Below are 17387 nucleotides of genomic sequence, written 5' to 3'. Positions count from 1 at the left end.
GGTTGAATAATTCTAATTAAAAGGTCTGCTAAGCATGAATGTTTTAGTTACAGGTGGCATGGGTTACATTGGTAGCCATACAAGTATCCAGATGATCAACGCAGGTATGACACCTGTACTTTTTGATAGCTTGTACAACAGCAAACCAAGCGTTCTAGAGCGCATCGAAAAAGTCTCAGGCGTTCGTCCCAACTTCATTGAAGGTGACGTTCGTGATAAAGCGCTTTTGACTGAAACCATGAAACAACACAACATCGAAGCGGTTATCCATTTTGCTGGTCTGAAAGCCGTCGGAGAGTCTGTGGAAAAGCCTCTTGAATACTACGACAACAACGTAAACGGCACTTTAGTTCTTGTTGATGCAATGCGTGATGCGGGTGTAAAAACCTTGGTATTTAGCTCTTCAGCAACGGTATACGGTGATCCTGCAAGTGTGCCAATTACTGAAGACTTCCCAACAAGCGCAACCAACCCATATGGTCGTAGTAAACTAATGGTTGAAGAGTGTTTAACCGATTTCCAAAAAGCCAATCCGGATTGGAGCATTACACTGCTGCGTTACTTTAACCCTGTAGGTTCACATCCAAGTGGTGAGCTAGGTGAAGATCCGCAAGGTATCCCAAATAACCTAATGCCATTTGTCTCTCAAGTAGCAGTAGGCCGCCGTGAGTTCCTATCTGTATTTGGTAGCGATTATCCAACAAAAGACGGGACTGGCGTTCGCGATTACATCCACGTAATGGATCTGTCTGATGGCCACATCGCAGCGCTTGAGAAAGTAGGGCGCAAAGATGGTCTTCATATCTACAACCTTGGCACTGGTAACGGTTCAAGTGTATTAGACATGGTTAAAGCGTTTGAGAAAGCGAGCGGTAAAGATATCCCTTATAAGCTTGTCGAGCGTCGCCCGGGTGACATTGCAGAATGTTGGGCAGATCCTGCTAAAGCTCAGAAAGAGCTTGGTTGGAATGCAACACGTACACTGACTGAAATGACTGAGGATACATGGCGCTGGCAGTCAACCAACCCTGATGGTTTCCCTGGTTAATCTAGTTGTTTCATGAATAGTTAACTTACAAAAAGATGCTTTAGGGCATCTTTTTTGATCTAAATCGAATAAAAAGTAAATTAGTGGTTAAAAAGTATCATTCTGTATCTGTTGTGTTATCATGCACGCGAATTATATGTTTAATGTTAATTTTCTTTGGAGTTAATCATGGAACTAGGCCTAATCATCACTTTCATCATTGCTGCAGCAGTAATGGTTAAGAAAGAAATGGCAGAGAAGTAATTTCACTTTATCCCTTTTTGATACAATTTTTAGTGAAATAATAAAAGCCAGCATTTAGCTGGCTTTTTAGTATCTGCAATTCAGGTTTTTAACGAATTAGAATTCGTATTTAGCTGAAATACCGTAGTTTCTTTCTGCTTGAGAGTTCTCTTTGTAAAGCTCATCATCGCCGCGAATATCATTCCAACGGTAGTACTCTTCGTTAGTTAAGTTGAATACTCCACCACGAATAGTAAGATCTTTCATTGGCTTGTAGTAAGCCGTCAAGTCAACAACCGTTGCACTCGGAAGTTCAGCTTGACCAGCGTTACCGCCGCTTTCGTCATCGAAGTTTATGTCTGAACCAGACTTGTTAGCCGTGTAGTTTAACTTAAGGCTAGTACCCCAGTTTTGGTTTGGAGCATCGTAGTTAAGACCTAATACAGCATTCCAAGGATTAACACTATTCAGTGCATTACCGTTTCCATCTTCACCTTCTGTGTATGAAGCAACGAAGTGAGTTGAAATACCCTTAGGTGCACCAACCAAAACATCCCATAGTAACGTGTTAGAGAATTCAACACCCTTAATTGTTGCCGAATCTAGGTTAACGTTAGAGTAGTGTGTCGTTCCGCCAACTTTTTTCGTTACCACTGTTTCGATGAAGTCATCGTAATCACTGTAGTAAGCCGCAATTTCAGACGATGAAGCCTGTGTATTATGACGGTAACCTAGCTCGTAAGAGATACTGGTTTCTGACTTAAGGTCCGGGTTTGGATCGTTTACGTAACCATGTCCTGGGTTGTCATACGTGTAGTACAGTTCATCGAAAGAAGGGGCTCTAAAGCCTTGGCTAATCTGGCCAAAAATGGTGCCTGTATCAGTAAGTTTGTATGTTGAGCCTAAACGTCCAGTTACCGCAGAATCAGAGAAGTCCGTAAGTGACTCACCCGTATTTTTACCAGGGTCTGTAGAGAAGTAATCGAAACGAACACCTGGAGTAACAACAAGTTTGTCGTTCATTAAGCTAATTTCGTCTTGTACAAACAGACCAAACTTCTGCTCTTTAGCATCAGGAGTGTATACATAAAGCTGATCATCAGTATCAGGATCAGAGTTGTACTCCATGTTTGTATTGCTAATATCACTATGTGTGTATGTTGCACCATAAACTAGGTAATGGTTGTTAATCTCTTTATCTAACTGAGTTTCGATCTCAAGCTTATCTTCGGTGTATTCATAGTCTTTTGTTTGAAGATTGTCATTGTTAGCAGGGACATAAGGTGGGAAGCCAGGACCTGCCGGTTTAAAGCGCTTCGTCACCCCATTTTCTTCTTTAGAGATGTATGACACTTTGCTCGTCACTGTGTCAGCGATAGCGCCATCAGCGAACCAAATATGTTTAATCGCAAATCGATTTTGCTCTGTATCATCTGCACCCGTGTAACTATCGTAGCTTGAGTGATAAATGTCAGAGTCAGAAGTATCTTTGATTAGCTCAGCTAAAAACTCAATACGATGGCTTTCGTTCAATTGGTATTGCAATTTTACTAAAAGGTTATCTGCAGATGTGTCTTGATCTTCTACTGCGTAATTCTCTAAGTTATTAGAGTCGCGGAAGTTTTGAAGCTCTTCACCGTCACGGCGAGTGTAGGCAACCAATGTTTCTAAATCACCAAATCGATTAGCTAATGCAACGTGCTCACTGAAAGAGTTATCTTCTGAAGAGTAAGACAGTTTCGCTTGGCCACCGAAGTCTTCGCCATCTTTCAAGAAATCAGAAGGGTCTTTAGTTTCAAAGGCAACAACACCGCCAATAGCATCACTTCCGTGTAAACTTGAAGCAGCACCTTTGATAATTTCGACACTTTTAAGCATGTCCGGATCGATTGAAATACCGCTAGAATTGATAAATGCGTATGGACCACCATCAAATGAACCTGGCTGAGAAGAGCCATCGACCAAAATCTTAACGCGTTTACCTTCCATGCCACGAATGTTGATAGTCTGTGCGCCTTGGCGAGAGCTTGAATTCATCGTTACACCCGGAGTGTATTCGAAGATTTCATTCACATCTTTCGCCATGTTCTCTTCAATTTGCTTATCCGAGATGACAGTAACAGAAGCCGCAGTATTGATAAGTGTTTGATTCGTACGAGTTGCCGATACAACAACCTCGTCAAATAGGGCATAATCGTCAGCAAAGGCTGATGTTGATGAAAGCGCTAAAACGATTGAAGCAGAGAGTAGGGATTGCTTATACATCTGATAGTTACCTTAGTTCCATAGTATTATCTTGATTTGCGAAAGATAATATTGGATCTAAATGATAATTACTATTATTTGCATTTAAATAATTTTCAATCTTATCAACTGATTCATAATTAATACTCTTAAACACCTGTATTAAAAAGACTTTTACAGTTCCATTCATAGCCTGAATGCTTCTGTTTTTGTGATTCAAGTCTCATTTATAAAGTAGGAAAGCTATGCATAGTCCAATAACACTTGAAGCATTACACATATTAGATGCCATTGATCGTCGTGGGAGTTTCGCAGCTGCAGCGAATGAACTGGACCGAGCGCCTTCTTCATTGAGTTATCAAATCCAGAAGTTAGAACAAGACTTAGATATCATGATTTTTGATCGCTCAGGCCACCGTGCAAATTTCACGGAAGCGGGGCAGTTAATATTAGAGCAAGGTAGAATCATTCTTGGTGCCACTGAACAACTCGTTAACGATGCGAGTATTCTTGCTAATGGCTGGGAGCTAGATTTAACCATTGCCTTTGATGGCATCATTCCTATTGCCAATTTCTTCCCGTTGGTCGACGAACTCGGGAAAATCAGCAAAACACGTGTTCGCTTACAAGAAGAGATCTTAGCCGGATGTTGGGAATCCCTGACAGATGGCCGAGCCGATTTATTGGTATGTCCCAAGCTCGACACGATTCCAAACGATATGAAAAGTGACATCATTGGTAAGATGGAAATGGTATGGGTCGCGGCATCGAACCACTACGTTCATAAACGTTCTGGCGAGTTCGATCAAAAAGCGCGGGAAAGTTACAGGGTTATTGCAATTGCAGACACTGCACGCGATCAACCAGCGTTGAGTCGCAACATTCTCGAGAAACAACCTCGTTTAACCGTAACAAGCTTCCCTGCAAAGGTAGAGGCTCTGACAACAGGATTAGGGATTGGCACCTTGCCGAGTAGTATTGCTAAGCCGCTGATTGAATCTGGCGTTCTGCAACAGATTTCGGGTACAGAACCACAGCCGATCGATATCGTCATGGCTTGGCGACGCAACAAAATGGGCGACGCCAAGTCTTGGTGTATCCAACATCTTAAAAAGACATGGGCGTTAAAGTAACGGTAACACCATATCTGCAGTACCATCTTCAAAACTGATATCTAGCTCGAAGCCGAGCTTTTGAGCTAGTGTCAGCATCCCTCTATTCGTTGGCATCGTCATGCCCGACATCTGTTTAGTCTGCTTCGCACGGCAGTAATCGATAACCTTAGTCATAAGAATACGACCTAAGCCGACACCTTTCAGATCGGAACGTATCAGAATCGCGAACTCGGCATCGGTGTTCTCTGGGTTAATTAGCGCTCTCGATACACCAATAATCGCAGGCACACCTTGTTCCTTACGAACCACCACAAACGCGATTTCTCTATCAAAATCAATCTGAGTAAAGTTCGCTAATGCCTCATGATTGAATTCACCAACATCACTAAAGAAACGTTTATAAAGATCCTCTTTAGATACTCTATTAATAAAATCGGCATGAAGCGGTTCATCTTCAGGAAGAATAGGGCGTAACAACACTTCGGTGCCGTCCTTGAGTACGATATTCTCTTCAAGCTCGACCGGATAAGGGCGAATCGCAAGACGTTCTTGTGGATCGCCTTCGTACGCTTTCAAGATGATATCGGCATCTAATATCGTGAACTTGTCACCATTGGCCAATACTGGATGGATATCCAAATCATGTATTTCAGGGCAATCTACTACCATTTGCGATATACGAACCAGCAACTCAGAAAGCCCTTCAATGTCGATTGGGTTAGGCAGTTTTTGCAGGCGAATCTTGCCACTTTTTATCGCCCTAATGATCAAGTAACGCGCCAGTGTCATGTTAAGCGGTGGGAAAGCAGCCGCGGCATCAATCGATTCATCCCACTCAGAGCCACCTTGGCCAAGTAAAATGATAGGGCCAAAGGTTTCGTCCGTTGTGACCTTCACTCGCAGTTCTTGGCCGCCTGCAAGCTTGGCCATACCTTGAATCAACAAGCCATGGATATGAGCAGTAGGGAACGACAATTGAGATCGATCGAGAATTGCCTGAGCGGCATTCGCGACTTCGCTACTGTTTCGTAAATTGAGCATCACACCTTGAACATCCGACTTATGCGCAATGTCTGGCGAGCGAAGTTTTACGGCGACCGGGTAACCGATCGTTTCAGCAATGTGCACCGCTTCACTTGGGTCGGAAGCAATCCAAGTTGGCAACACATCAAGATTGAAGTGCTTGAAAAACTGACTGTTTTGATGGGTATCAAGACTAACTGTATCTTTATCTAGTAGTTGGCGTTCTATCCAATTTTTTGCATCTGCCAAGTCTTCAATGTGCACTTTTTCTGCCGTGGTCGGCGTTTCCATTAACTGACGTTGGTTGCGTCTGTACTCGACCAAGTGCATGAATGCGACCACTGAACTTTCAGGCGTTCGATAAGTTGGGAAACCCGCTTCAGTAAACAACTTTCTCGCCGGCCTTGCGGTTAACTCCCCAGACCAATTCGTTAAGATATTAAAGCGCTTGTGGCGAGGATGCTTTTTAATCGCTTCAATAATTCTCTCTGCTGTTTTGGCTGAATGTGCGACCGCAGAAGGGCTGTGCATGATAAGAATGGCATCCGCTTCATCTCCATCGAGCAAGATGTTTATGGTGTCGATATAGCGTTGATCGCCGGCATCGCCAACAATGTCGATAGGGTTGCTATGAGACCAACTCGATGGCAAAACCTTACTGAGTTTATCGAGCGTATCTTCAGATAATTCTGCGAGCTTACCGCCGCGGTCAAATAGGGTGTCCACGGCCATAATTGCAGGGCCGCCACCATTGGTAACAATAGCCAAGCGCTCGCCACGCAAGGGCACTGAATGAGTTAGTGTCTCTACCGCAGCAAACAGTTCATGTAAGTTCTTAACTCGCAACATACCGCTGCGTCGGATCGCAGAGTCATAAATAATGTCTAAGGTATCGGCACCACCGGTATGTGCCATGGCCGCTGCTCGGCCTTTCGCTGTTCGCCCGCCTTTTAGCACTAGAATTCGTCGGTTGCGTGACGCTGCACGCGCTGCAGAGATAAAGCGCCTCGCATCAGTAATGCTATCGACATAAAGCAATATCGCTTCGGTGTGAGAATCAGTACTCAGATAATCCAAGAGTTCCGAGAATTCAATGTCACTGCCATTGCCTATCGAGATAAACGCTGAGAAGCCAATCTCTTTGTCGTTCGCCCAATCGAGAATCGTGGTACACACTGCAGCCGACTGAGAAACAAAGGCGATCTTACCTGGCAGTGCAGTCACTGGAGAGAAAGAGGCATTTAAATTTAACCATGGGACAATAATCCCCAAGCTATTGGAGCCAAGCACCCGAATGTTGTGTTTTTTAGCAATCGCTAGGCATCGTGCATCATACGTTTCGCCATTATCGCTTTGTTGCTGCATGTCGGAAGAAAGCACGATGACAGAGGCTATGCCTTTCTCGGCCAGCTCTTCAAAAATAGCCACATTACGGGTCGCATTGGTACAGAGAATCGCAAGGTCAGGCACAATAGGCAGTGACAAAATGTTCTTGTATGAGAGTACGCCTGCCACCGAGTCATATTTTGGCGTAACGGGCATCACCGCACCTTTAAAATCCCCGTGCAACAAATTGTTCATGACGATATATCCCGCGCGCGTTTCTCGTTGAGAAGCACCAACAACAGCGATTGAACGGGGTTTAAGGAGGGGATCAAGATGATTCATAGACATATCCTAGCAATGCACGTAAGTTCATCGTAACTTACTTTTCACTCACGGGTTGATGGCAAATTCACCGAATTCAGATGAATAAGCAAACACTGCATAAAGTTTGTGAAATAGGTCACCCACTAATGGTGTATAATCTCAAAGTTAACTTGATTCTAAACCGACGTATCGGCATGATTTATAGTAATTATTATTAAGGATATAGAGCTTTCCATGAAAAAATTTGCAATTGTGACTTTGCCACTGCTCTTGGCTGCATGTGTATCGGACGACTACGTTACCAATGTAACTTCAGATAGTTATCAAGAAGAGTACAAAACGGCAAAAGTTGAAGCTCCAGTTGTATCTCAATCTGAGCAAACAGGCGTTGTTGAAGAAAACGTTGTCAACGTGATCAGAACCGAACCTGTTGAGCAGAAAGTCACTCAAACAACTAAAGCTAAGCCAGTTGCAGTAGTGACAGGCCCAACGAAGAAACAACAAGATATGAACCAGCGCTTTGGTTACACGGTTCAAGTTGTTGCTGTTGGCAGCCAGAGTAAAGTCGATTCTTTCGTGAAAATGCTACCTACGACTTCTCAACCAGTTTGGGAAAACTACAAAATGGTTAACGGCACTAAGTGGTTCACAGTACTTTACGGTGATTACGCAACACGCTTAGAAGCTAAAAAAGCAATCTCAACGCTGCCAACCACTTTCCAAAACTTGAAGCCGTTTGTTAAGAGCATTGATGACATCAAGAACTCTGAATACCCAACGCTTAACAAGTTGAACTAAGTTTTAATTCAGAAAGAGGGAGCAAATGCTCCTTCTTTTGTTTTAAGACCAACAGTTTTGTTTAATAGTTAATCGCTCGATCTTTCGAACACAATTTTAACGTTCAAAACACTGTACCTATTTCGACTTTTGTTTATCATTGAAGTCAGTATTCCTAGTTTCAAGGACCGAATTTACCCATGAACACCATTAACATCCTTCTACTTTGTGGCGGTGGATCTTCAGAGCATGAAGTCTCTTTAGTTTCAGCCAATTACCTTTTTGAACAACTGAATAGCGTTGCAGATTTTAACGTTGTCAGAGTTGAAATTAAAAACGAAGGCTGGTGTCTTGATTCAGGTGAATTGGTTTATCTAGATATCAATAATCAAACCTTACGTGGCGACAACCTAGAGTCTAAAGTCGATTTCATTGTGCCTTGTATTCACGGCTTCCCGGGTGAAACAGGTGACATTCAATCATTGTTTGAAATGGCTAAGATTCCGTACTTAGGCTGTGGCTCTGAAGCGAGCAACAACAGCTTCAACAAAATCACGTCAAAGCTTTGGTACGACGCACTTGGCATCCCAAATACGCCGTATCTGTTTTTATCAGATAACAACGACCAAGCGCATTCACAAGCGACTCAAGCTTTTGAAAATTGGGGTAAAGTGTTTGTAAAAGCGGCTCGTCAAGGTTCTTCTGTAGGTTGTTACCAAGTTAACCAAGTAGAAGATTTAAGCGAGGCTATCAACAAGGCGTTTACTTTCTCGGACCAAGTATTGGTTGAGAAATCAGTGGTGCCTAGAGAGCTAGAAATTGCTGCTTATGAAATCGATGGCGAGCTACATATCAGCAAGCCGGGTGAGGTGATTGCACCGAATGGCGCATTTTACTCTTACGAAGAGAAGTACAGTGCAGACAGTCATTCAATCACTGAAGTTGAAGCAAGTAACTTAACAGACGAACAGCGTGAATTGATTGCAGACAGCGCACGAAAAGTCTTCACTCAGATGAAGCTTCGTCACTTGTCTCGTATCGACTTCTTCTTAACGCAAGACAACGAGATCTACCTGAACGAAGTCAACACCTTCCCAGGTATGACGCCAATCTCCATGTTCCCTAAAATGGTTGAGCATGACGGCCACAAATTCAACCAGTTCTTGGAGAACTGCGTGAGAACGAGCCTTTCTTAGGTTTCTAACTCATTTTCGTTCACTTAGAGCTGAATCAACCAGTGCCTTAAGCTTTCTGCCAAGGCACTTTTTGTTTTTAAAGCCAGCCGTTTTTACGAATCTATCATTTTAGCCACAACTTATATCAACGTAGTAATATCCAAATTATCTAGGAACCGTCATTGCCAAGGTATTAACGCCTTAAACTTCATTTTCTCACTCTCAGCCGTTCCCGTGAAACCTACATATTGGGCTGGCATTGCCGGGCTAAGCCAACGACCAAAGTCCTGAATCTCTCTAACCTTAAGGCCTTGTTTCGACAACTCTTGTGCGGCACCAACACGAATCGAGTTTCCAGAGAAATGGTGATTTTCTGGCAATTGAAGTAAGTCGCTAGCTCTTCTCAATATCCTATAGATGGACGAATCATCCAAAGGCTGCAAACCAATATTTTCATGCTTGTCTATCGCACGAAATACTGGCAACTCATCTTGTATACCAGTAAACGAAAACCAACGTTGAAGTGCAACACTGGCTATTTTTGACAACTGATAAGCAGAATCTTTGACTGTTACTTGGTAATGATCTTGAACGTACTCAACATCACTCATCGATAACACCTTAAGCTCCGAGCGTTTTAAAGCACACTCGAACATCACGTTATAAATTGCGATGTCTCTGATCTCTTTCAGATTTGCTTTATCATGGGAGAGCAACGTATTTAAACCAGTGAGATGCGTAGATGTCATAGCATTGGTTTGTTTAGCGTCACCGGCCATATGAGATTGTAAGTGGAGCAGGGTAAAGCGAACTTGCCTGTGCTTGATCGGGTTAGCAAAGCTCATCACAGTATGTAACATGCTAAGCGTTGCAGTGTAACGTTTTAAGGATGCGTATTTTCTATCGTTGGACTCCGTTTCAAGAAAACGACGAACAGCAGTTATAGATGCGGGAAGTGTGTTAATACGATGTTTGGTACAGAACGCATGATAGCGATTCCAATCACTATAAATGCCCAACAGTGAATTGCGAGAGTATTGAAATCCTGTCAACTCATCTATAATTTCTATTGTCGCGTTGCTGTTTAATTTTTCAACAAATGAATTAATTATCACAGAGTCGGTTAAAATAGGGACTTTTTTTCTCAAATTACCATACCTCGACAGGTGTTTTTACCATATTATGCTTGATATCATTATTAGTATACTTATGATTAATGCAGTGAAAACAGAAAGATGATTAATAGATATGGCTAATTCAATTTACCGAAGCGTCCATCTTCAATCGATAGATGCTAACAACACAGTTTGGCGTGCTAAGTTAAAAAACAACGTTATTCAGGGCAACCTAGCTGCCGTGAAAAAAAGTATTGATTGGTGGATTGATACCGCATCTATTATTGATCCAAAAGAATTCATGTCATTAAATAAGTCGAGAGGAACTGGTGGCTCTACTGAAAACTTCAACGGCTACCAAATCAAGAATGACACCGGTGAGCCTAATGCGTGGTATTGCATGTTTAACGGTCGCTTAATCAAAGGCGGCAAGATTGCAATTCAACGCCATATAGAAGCTTACTTACTCGCAAAACAAAAAGCAGAGCAACAAAAGAAGTAAATTATGAGCCTAGTATATTCAACAGAAACAGGTCGTATTAAGCCTGAAGAAGAGAAAGTCCAACGTCCTAAAGGCGATGGGATCGTTCGAATCCAAAAAGAAACCAAAGGCCGTAAAGGCAAAGGCGTTTCTGTAGTAACTGGCTTAGACCTAGATGACGCACCATTAAAACTAATGGCAGCAGAACTCAAGAAAGTTTGCGGCTGCGGTGGCTCAGTAAAAGATGGCAACATCGAAATTCAAGGTGATGCTCGTGATAAGATCAAAGCGCACCTTGAAAAGAAAGGCTACAAAGTTAAATTTGCTGGCGGTTAATCTCTAACTAATACTAGGGTTAAAATCGAAGATTATTATCACTGGTTATTAGGTATTTTATGGTAAATAGCCAATATGGTTAAATACACAGTATAAATTAGAGAGTATCGACACAATAAAAAGGCAGGGTATCGCACAAAGATACCTGCCTTATAAACATCAAAACCTATTTAACATAACGTACATAATACGCAGTGGTGTACGTTGAAATCTGAGACTATTCAGTACCTTAGTCCTTGAAGATTTTGCACACAACGCCGAATTAAGTCCTTAATGTCGTTGGTTTTATGGATTTTGTCTGCACATTTATGCGCGTTGAGTTTGATATTGTTGGCTATACTTTGTTTTCGTGTCTCTGATTTTTACGCTGACGTGTCGACGTTTCCAGAGACTTTCTACTACAAACACACTTTATGAGGAGGAAAAAAACTTTGCACGCTTGTCTTAATTTTTGAAGGAGATCACATGCTCACGCCACACTTTGCGGATCTCGTGCATCATCACTTTGATGATATCCACGACGCCGCGGACTTTTTTCACGTTCAACCGATCACGGTCCAACGTTGGCTCTCAGGTGAAGTCCCTGTGAACCCGATGGCCGAAAAACTCATGAACATTCACGCTCGCGGTTATTTGCCCTTAGATCATCGTTGGAATGGATTTAGGGTTCACTTTGACCGTGCCACCTTGATCACGCCTGAACGACGCGAGTTTAATCCGAAAGAATTGCTCAGTTTTGCGTATTGGCGCGACGAACATCGTCAACTCGTCGAACGCCACGGTCGAATTGATTCCCCAAAGTTTTACCCACCTAAGGAACATCCACTGCCATTTCGTGGCGGTCGTCGTATGCCCGCAAAACCTTGGGTGCCCACCAAATTCAAATAAGACCAAGTACAACACCCACAAGTAATCACATTACTCGCTCTCCTAGCCTACACGAATAACTAACCGATTATTCTACCCACATCCTTATCGATCACGTTGTGAACGTAAAATCACGTGTGCGTGTTGGACTCCAAGTGGATATCGATTGAGTAGATATAAAAAAGCCTGCTAATAGCAGGCTTTTGTGAGCATTTATTTTTCTAAGAATAACGATTCTTTTTTGTTGTTTAAAAGCTGAGTGAAAAACTCAACACAAGGCCTTTTGTACGTACCAATCTTGTATGTGGATGCTGTTGTGTAACAAATATCCAAATGGCTTAGTGGATGTAAGCGACCGTCTTCATTGTCAGGATCATAATCATATCTCAAATAACCATCTTCAAATGAGATCAGCTCGATGACAAATGCCCATATATGATCAACTTCTGTCTCAAAAGTTTCCTCAAGAAGGCACAAAAAATCCAACGAATTTGGTGACTCAAATCTGTCATCGCTGAGTAGAGACAAGACATTAGAGCTCGTTATACTGTCAATTTGCGCGATATGTTGAGTATAAAAAACTAGCTCACCGTTATTTTGAATAACTCTAAAAGGAGATCGAATTGAAAATATCTTATCTTTTGATTCATAGACAAACCTATTCATATCATCAACGATAATATGTAGGTAACAGTCCACTTCTCCTTCAACCTTCACATCAGTAGTTGCATATTTAATGGTATTCATTAGTAGTGCAACTACATCTTTTTTACTCCTAATGATATCAAAAAATATATCTTTAAAGTCATTGTCTATAGGAAGTTTAAAGTGCTTCAATCTACTCTTCCCATAACTGCAAATTGATATGGAATTCGATGACCTTTTTTATCAGCTTAGCGTTAAAAGTTTTAGTTGTTCGATTGATAATTTCGTAAAGTTCGTTTCGTGCAGCCATAGGGATTTGGTACTCATCAAATAACTCATGAACAGCATCATAATACGGTTTTTCCGCTTCTTTATAGGTGATTGTTGTTTTTATCTGAGCTATTTCTTGAGGGCTAGGAGTTTTTATTGTCAACTTCCCTGTTCTATTTATCTTATCTAACTCCGTAGTTAAGTTTGCTAGCACTGCTTCATTCGACTCTTTACTAATCAAAAGATAACTTTTTAAGAATGAACGAGTTAACATCATATATAGAGCATTTCTATAGCTTAAGCTCTTAGTTATCGACTTTGTAACACAAATAACAAAAGGGAACTCCAAGCCTTTAACGTTGTTTTTGTTACTTACGAATAATTGCCCTTTTCGTTTAGTCTTAGATTCATAGGCTTTGTTAACTTCCCAACCAAATTCTTTTTTTACTGAGAAATACAGCTTGTCCGCAGTTTTATAAATATAGTCTCCGCGATCTATGAAGATAACACCAATATCGTCCACTGTTACCGTGGGGTGTTTTACCTGAATATCTCTAATTATATCTAGTATTTTTTTCTCAGCATCTTCGTTGTCAATCGCGCTGGTTGGAACAATATCTACGCTTGAATGGTCAGCATCAACAATGTCTGCAAATCTTCTAAGCGGCTCCCTCGTCAATTCGTGAAACTCACCGACTATCTTAGGCTGATAGCCACATGCCAACCACTCTCGATCTTCCAACCATCTCAATTTTGGAGTTTCAAACAGTCCCATACCCAAGGAGTGTGCAAACATGAGAGTTCGAGGGTCTGTGCGATAACATTTACTCAATAAGTAATCCGGTGTAATTTCGCTGATTAGATTTTCATCAAAAATACTCTGGAATATATCTCCTGCTACGTATATATGTTTTTTTGTTACCAGTTGACATAATTCAATAAAAGAATCTGGGAAATCTTGACTCTCGTCTAATAAAATATAGTCAAACGCAAATCCTTTGTGCTCCACCAATCCTAAAGACTTTAATTGCTCCAACGCGAGCTTACATACTCTGTCAAATGTATTAAATCGACTGTATCGATAAAATGACAATCCGTAGAAATCACATATATATGAGTATGCGCCAGAGTTTTTGTCATGTGCAGAACCCCAAGAGTTGACACACCATAGCCTTTCATTCCATAAAATTTGTTGTTCTACTTTCATGAAATCAAAAAAGTCGGGAATACGTTTACGCAAACTAGAGGCTAAAATATGGTTATGACAAGTAAACAATATACGTGAGTCGTCATGAGATTCATCGAGGTATATTTCTTTAAGCTTGTGCATTAAAAGTTCAGTTTTACCGGTACCAGATAAACCTTGAATACGTGTTATATGATTCGTAGGCTTTTGATAAATAAATCGTGTTTGGTCACCATCAAAAAGAACGATTTTCTGCTTTATTTTGTCCAAAACATTATCGGCTACAACAGAGTTAACTTTTGATATGTCATTGATGCTACCTGTGAGCAACGAAATCAAAAGTTCTGAGATTCTTTTATCCGAGGGTTCTGTAAGTTGGATTGAACTTAAGAAAGTATCGAAATTATCAATTTGAGTTACTGAGATTGATGAAATTAGATTGCGCTTCCAATGTCTAGGACGACCAATTTCATCTTTGTATCTATACTTATCAGAAATTGAGCCTAAATCTTCAATAAAATCATCACAAAAATCTTCAAATTCATCTTGGCTTTGAGCAAGGTTTACAAAGGTGATTTTGTGCTCTGGAATCAAAATGACAAGAGCTTTTTCACACTCGTATGAATACTTGTTATCGCCTAACGGACGGTCAATAACATAGATTTGTTTCATCTCTGAATTGGCGTATTGTTCAAGAGTCGAAATGAAACCAGAGTTGTGTTCATTTTTTTCGGCTTGTAAGTAAAAAAAACTGCTAGACATGACTAAAACACTATTTTGATAAGTTACCTTAATTCTAATCTACAGTCTCGTTTTGATAAATAAAAAACTGAAAAAAAAGCGAACTCAATCAATGAGTTCGCCTTTGGTTTCTAGTGCAACAAGTATTCATCTCAACTAGTTTTGGGTACTCTAAAGAGGTAATGAACAGATTCTATAAGAGTGATCTCATTGAAATGAACAGATAATTCAACATCATTCAATAAGATAAACAAAAGTACATCACTTTCTGACGTATCGTTCATTAGATACCAATCAATATCCCCGATTTCACAGCGCTGCACTGCTTCATGTATCAGAAAAAAAAGCTCGTATACACAATCTTCACAATTTGATTGTGCATCGAGTACAAGTTTTAAAAGAGTGTTTTTAGTGTCCATTAGATTAGTTTAGAGCAACTCATAGAGATTAAAGTATGAACAAAGGGCTAGTTCTTACGATAACCTACGCAATTGACTAAACACTAACAGCACTATGAACAGGTTCTCATTTCTTTGAGAAGATGTTGTGCTTTTTTTAAATCTTGGTCAACTTTGTTCGTGTCACTACCTACAAATTTCAATTGGTCAGCATAATGTTCAATCATTAGTATCGCGAAATCCTGAGCAAGATGTGCATACTCGGTTTCGTTTACCCATCTAAAATTAATTGATGTCTGATGCGTTGGCCAACATTTTTGATATGCTCGTACGGCAAGTGTCAACTCAGACTCAATAGCCTCTAATCCAAAATCATCAATGTTTTCAAAGTGCCAAGTTAGAACATGAAGATTGTTACGTTTTTCTTGGGCCCATTTGTATTCTCTACCGTTTATCCCATCAGAAAAGCGACCAGACATTGGTTGAAATGTTCGACCAACATACTTCACAGTCTCTGAACTGAAAACTAAATATATTTTCCCACCAACTTTTCGATCGATTGGACAAAAACGCGAGCCATGTTCCTCGTTCATCACTGAATATTGAAGTCGTCCTTCATTTTCATCAATATTGACTTTATATTTATTCGGTACTTTCACCATTTAACTCTCTCCAAAAGTAAACTGATAACTACTAGCAATAAGATTTCGTAATCTTTATTCCGTGTGACTTACAATAATTTACCATATAAAACATCAACTTAATTAATTAGCTGTAAAGACGGATGATAGAAAATTATTTGCTTATTAATGAAAAGTGCAAGAGCGGATCTCATAACAAAAACAGCTCCTTATTGCTTGGTCTTCTCACAGCATTTTCGTGTAGTGTTTGGTCTAACCACTAGCTTTATCCAAATGCCAAAGGTTGAGAATCGGCCAGAAAAAGCTCTGTTAGATCAATTTAAACTAGAACTCAATTTTGACTAGCTCTGCAATTTTTTCGGCTACAACAGCCATTGAATCTTCAGATGTATCTAAGCCACTTCTAGAAGCAAGCAACGGGCTCACATTACGAAGCTCCTCATATGTGGTGTCATGTATTACAGGAATCAGTTGGTTACCAGCCAGAAGAGCAGAAAGCTCCTTGTCAGCGACCCCTTCTTTGGGTAGGCGTGCCAACATCGCTGGAGTTACAAGAACAAGTCCAATACGTGAATTAGCTAAACCTTTGTCGATCGCACGCATCATCGGAACACCAAGAGCAAGATCTTTTTCGCTAAACCAAACGTTTACACCGGACTCTTCGAGAAGGTCATGAAGTTCTTTAGCTACTTTTTTGCGATCATCCCAAGCATGACATAGGAAAATGTCACGAAGGTCCGGTTGTTCCGTAGCTCTCTTTTCGACAGTTTCTCGAATTGGTGTGAGTGATTGTATCTGGCTCGCAGTATAAGACACAGATGAACCTGGTTTTGACCAATTAGGCCTTTTACTGCTTGTTCCACTGCTGCTGCCTCTAGTATTGCTTCCGTATGATGAATATGACGGAGGCGAATATGAAGAATAGCCTCCATAGCTGCGACTGCGGCTACTACATGCAGGACATGCCGCTGCTCCACTAGCTGTACGGTGTCCATTTCTTGGTGCTGTGCATCTTGCCATATTACAATTATCCTTTTAATGAAGATTGTTAGATTAAAAGGAGCATAACCATTATTCTTATTTATAACAGTGATTTAAATCATCAGTTCTGCAACTAGATGCTAAAATAATAAGCTCATAACGATAAAATATATAAAAAGCTGTTTCTATCAGAAAATGGCTCTTTTTAGTAATGTGAATTGTCAGAGTTTTTTGTAACGCTTTCGCGTAGTTTTAGCCCTAACCACTCGCCCATTTCTAAGCGTGTAACCCTTCATTAACTGGCCATTTTGCTTGCGGCCTTTGCACTTATACCCTTTCTTAGCCATTGGGGTCCTCCAATTTTCGTATCCGTTGCTCTTGGTCTTGTTGCACTCGCTTTATCCAGTTTATGTCTGTTTTCAAAGCCGCAATCGTACCAAGGCTTGAGACTCCACCTGTAATTAGTGCAATG

General features: G+C 40.9%; 14 protein-coding genes. 7 read left to right on the top strand and 7 right to left on the bottom strand.

The annotated features are described in order from the left end of the window. Nucleotides 1-34: 34 nt before the first annotated feature. A complete protein-coding gene (galE, locus tag MSG34_RS18695; RefSeq protein WP_048608318.1) occupies nt 35-1048 on the top strand; it encodes a UDP-glucose 4-epimerase GalE in 1014 nt (337 codons plus the stop codon). Nucleotides 1049-1387: 339 nt separating this feature from the next. Here galE and MSG34_RS18690 read toward each other — a convergent pair whose 3' ends face one another. Continuing rightward, complete coding sequence (locus MSG34_RS18690; protein WP_248338981.1) at nt 1388-3535, bottom strand: TonB-dependent hemoglobin/transferrin/lactoferrin family receptor; 2148 nt, start codon at nt 3533-3535, stop codon at nt 1388-1390. A gap of 224 nt (nt 3536-3759) precedes the next feature. On the opposite strand from MSG34_RS18690, the gene MSG34_RS18685 reads away from it, so the two are divergent. After that, entirely contained in the window at nt 3760-4647 is an 888-nt protein-coding gene (locus MSG34_RS18685; RefSeq protein WP_004730984.1) for a LysR family transcriptional regulator, read from the top strand. Here MSG34_RS18685 and MSG34_RS18680 read toward each other — a convergent pair. Continuing rightward, nucleotides 4639-7320, bottom strand: coding sequence for a bifunctional acetate--CoA ligase family protein/GNAT family N-acetyltransferase (locus tag MSG34_RS18680; protein ID WP_054541082.1), 2682 nt, complete (start codon nt 7318-7320; stop codon nt 4639-4641). The genes MSG34_RS18685 and MSG34_RS18680 overlap by 9 nt on opposite strands. Nucleotides 7321-7536: 216 nt before the next feature. On the opposite strand from MSG34_RS18680, the gene MSG34_RS18675 reads away from it, so the two are divergent. Further along, complete coding sequence (locus MSG34_RS18675; protein WP_004730988.1) at nt 7537-8100, top strand: SPOR domain-containing protein; 564 nt, start codon at nt 7537-7539, stop codon at nt 8098-8100. Nucleotides 8101-8279: 179 nt separating this feature from the next. Beyond that, nucleotides 8280-9275 carry a D-alanine--D-alanine ligase gene (locus MSG34_RS18670; protein WP_248338980.1) on the top strand — a complete coding sequence of 332 codons (996 nt, stop codon included), beginning with the start codon at nt 8280-8282 and terminating at the stop codon, nt 9273-9275. 158 nt (nt 9276-9433) lie between these two features. On the opposite strand, the gene MSG34_RS18665 is transcribed toward MSG34_RS18670, so the two are convergent. Continuing rightward, on the bottom strand, nt 9434-10402 hold the full coding sequence (locus tag MSG34_RS18665) for a tyrosine-type recombinase/integrase (protein WP_248338978.1): 969 nt from the start codon (nt 10400-10402) through the stop codon (nt 9434-9436). Between the two features lie 100 nt (nt 10403-10502). Between MSG34_RS18665 and MSG34_RS18660 the strand changes: the two genes are divergently transcribed. From MSG34_RS18660 to MSG34_RS18650, 3 genes are all read left to right on the top strand, one after another. Continuing rightward, nucleotides 10503-10871, top strand: coding sequence for a DUF3319 domain-containing protein (locus tag MSG34_RS18660; protein ID WP_052879566.1), 369 nt, complete (start codon nt 10503-10505; stop codon nt 10869-10871). A gap of 3 nt (nt 10872-10874) precedes the next feature. Then, entirely contained in the window at nt 10875-11186 is a 312-nt protein-coding gene (yciH, locus tag MSG34_RS18655) for a stress response translation initiation inhibitor YciH (protein WP_008221404.1), read from the top strand. A gap of 465 nt (nt 11187-11651) precedes the next feature. After that, a complete protein-coding gene (locus tag MSG34_RS18650; RefSeq protein WP_248338976.1) occupies nt 11652-12074 on the top strand; it encodes a phage protein in 423 nt (140 codons plus the stop codon). 192 nt (nt 12075-12266) lie between these two features. On the opposite strand, the gene MSG34_RS18645 is transcribed toward MSG34_RS18650, so the two are convergent. From MSG34_RS18645 to MSG34_RS18630, 4 genes are all read right to left on the bottom strand, one after another. Beyond that, nucleotides 12267-12890, bottom strand: coding sequence for a hypothetical protein (locus MSG34_RS18645; RefSeq protein WP_248338974.1), 624 nt, complete (start codon nt 12888-12890; stop codon nt 12267-12269). 1 nt (nt 12891) lies between these two features. Continuing rightward, nucleotides 12892-14916, bottom strand: a complete 2025-nt coding sequence (locus MSG34_RS18640) for an ATP-binding domain-containing protein (RefSeq protein ID WP_248338972.1) — start codon at nt 14914-14916, stop codon at nt 12892-12894. A 490-nt stretch (nt 14917-15406) separates the two neighbouring features. Next, entirely contained in the window at nt 15407-15955 is a 549-nt protein-coding gene (locus MSG34_RS18635; RefSeq protein ID WP_248338970.1) for a hypothetical protein, read from the bottom strand. A 303-nt stretch (nt 15956-16258) separates the two neighbouring features. Then, the gene (locus MSG34_RS18630) at nt 16259-16750 is read right to left on the bottom strand and encodes a toll/interleukin-1 receptor domain-containing protein (protein ID WP_248338969.1); all 492 of its coding nucleotides are present in this window, start codon (nt 16748-16750) and stop codon (nt 16259-16261) included. Between the last annotated feature and the right edge of the window lie 637 nt (nt 16751-17387).

Source organism: Vibrio sp. 1CM2L (assembly GCF_023161695.1).
GTDB lineage: Bacteria > Pseudomonadota > Gammaproteobacteria > Enterobacterales > Vibrionaceae > Vibrio > Vibrio coralliirubri.
Note: the sequence above shows the minus strand (reverse complement) of the source record. Positions and strands in the feature narration are given on the sequence as shown.

Bases quoted from the DNA above. Each gene is read 5' to 3' on its own strand.
- MSG34_RS18635 (WP_248338970.1), bottom strand. From the start codon at position 15,955: ATGGTGAAAGTACCGAATAAATATAAAGTCAATATTGATGAAAATGAA.
- MSG34_RS18680 (WP_054541082.1), bottom strand. From the start codon at position 7,320: ATGAATCATCTTGATCCCCTCCTTAAACCCCGTTCAATCGCTGTTGTT.
- MSG34_RS18660 (WP_052879566.1), top strand. From the start codon at position 10,503: ATGGCTAATTCAATTTACCGAAGCGTCCATCTTCAATCGATAGATGCT.
- galE (WP_048608318.1), top strand. From the start codon at position 35: ATGAATGTTTTAGTTACAGGTGGCATGGGTTACATTGGTAGCCATACA.
- MSG34_RS18640 (WP_248338972.1), bottom strand. From the start codon at position 14,916: ATGTCTAGCAGTTTTTTTTACTTACAAGCCGAAAAAAATGAACACAAC.
- MSG34_RS18670 (WP_248338980.1), top strand. From the start codon at position 8,280: ATGAACACCATTAACATCCTTCTACTTTGTGGCGGTGGATCTTCAGAG.
- MSG34_RS18675 (WP_004730988.1), top strand. From the start codon at position 7,537: ATGAAAAAATTTGCAATTGTGACTTTGCCACTGCTCTTGGCTGCATGT.
- MSG34_RS18690 (WP_248338981.1), bottom strand. From the start codon at position 3,535: ATGTATAAGCAATCCCTACTCTCTGCTTCAATCGTTTTAGCGCTTTCA.
- yciH (WP_008221404.1), top strand. From the start codon at position 10,875: ATGAGCCTAGTATATTCAACAGAAACAGGTCGTATTAAGCCTGAAGAA.
- MSG34_RS18650 (WP_248338976.1), top strand. From the start codon at position 11,652: ATGCTCACGCCACACTTTGCGGATCTCGTGCATCATCACTTTGATGAT.
- MSG34_RS18685 (WP_004730984.1), top strand. From the start codon at position 3,760: ATGCATAGTCCAATAACACTTGAAGCATTACACATATTAGATGCCATT.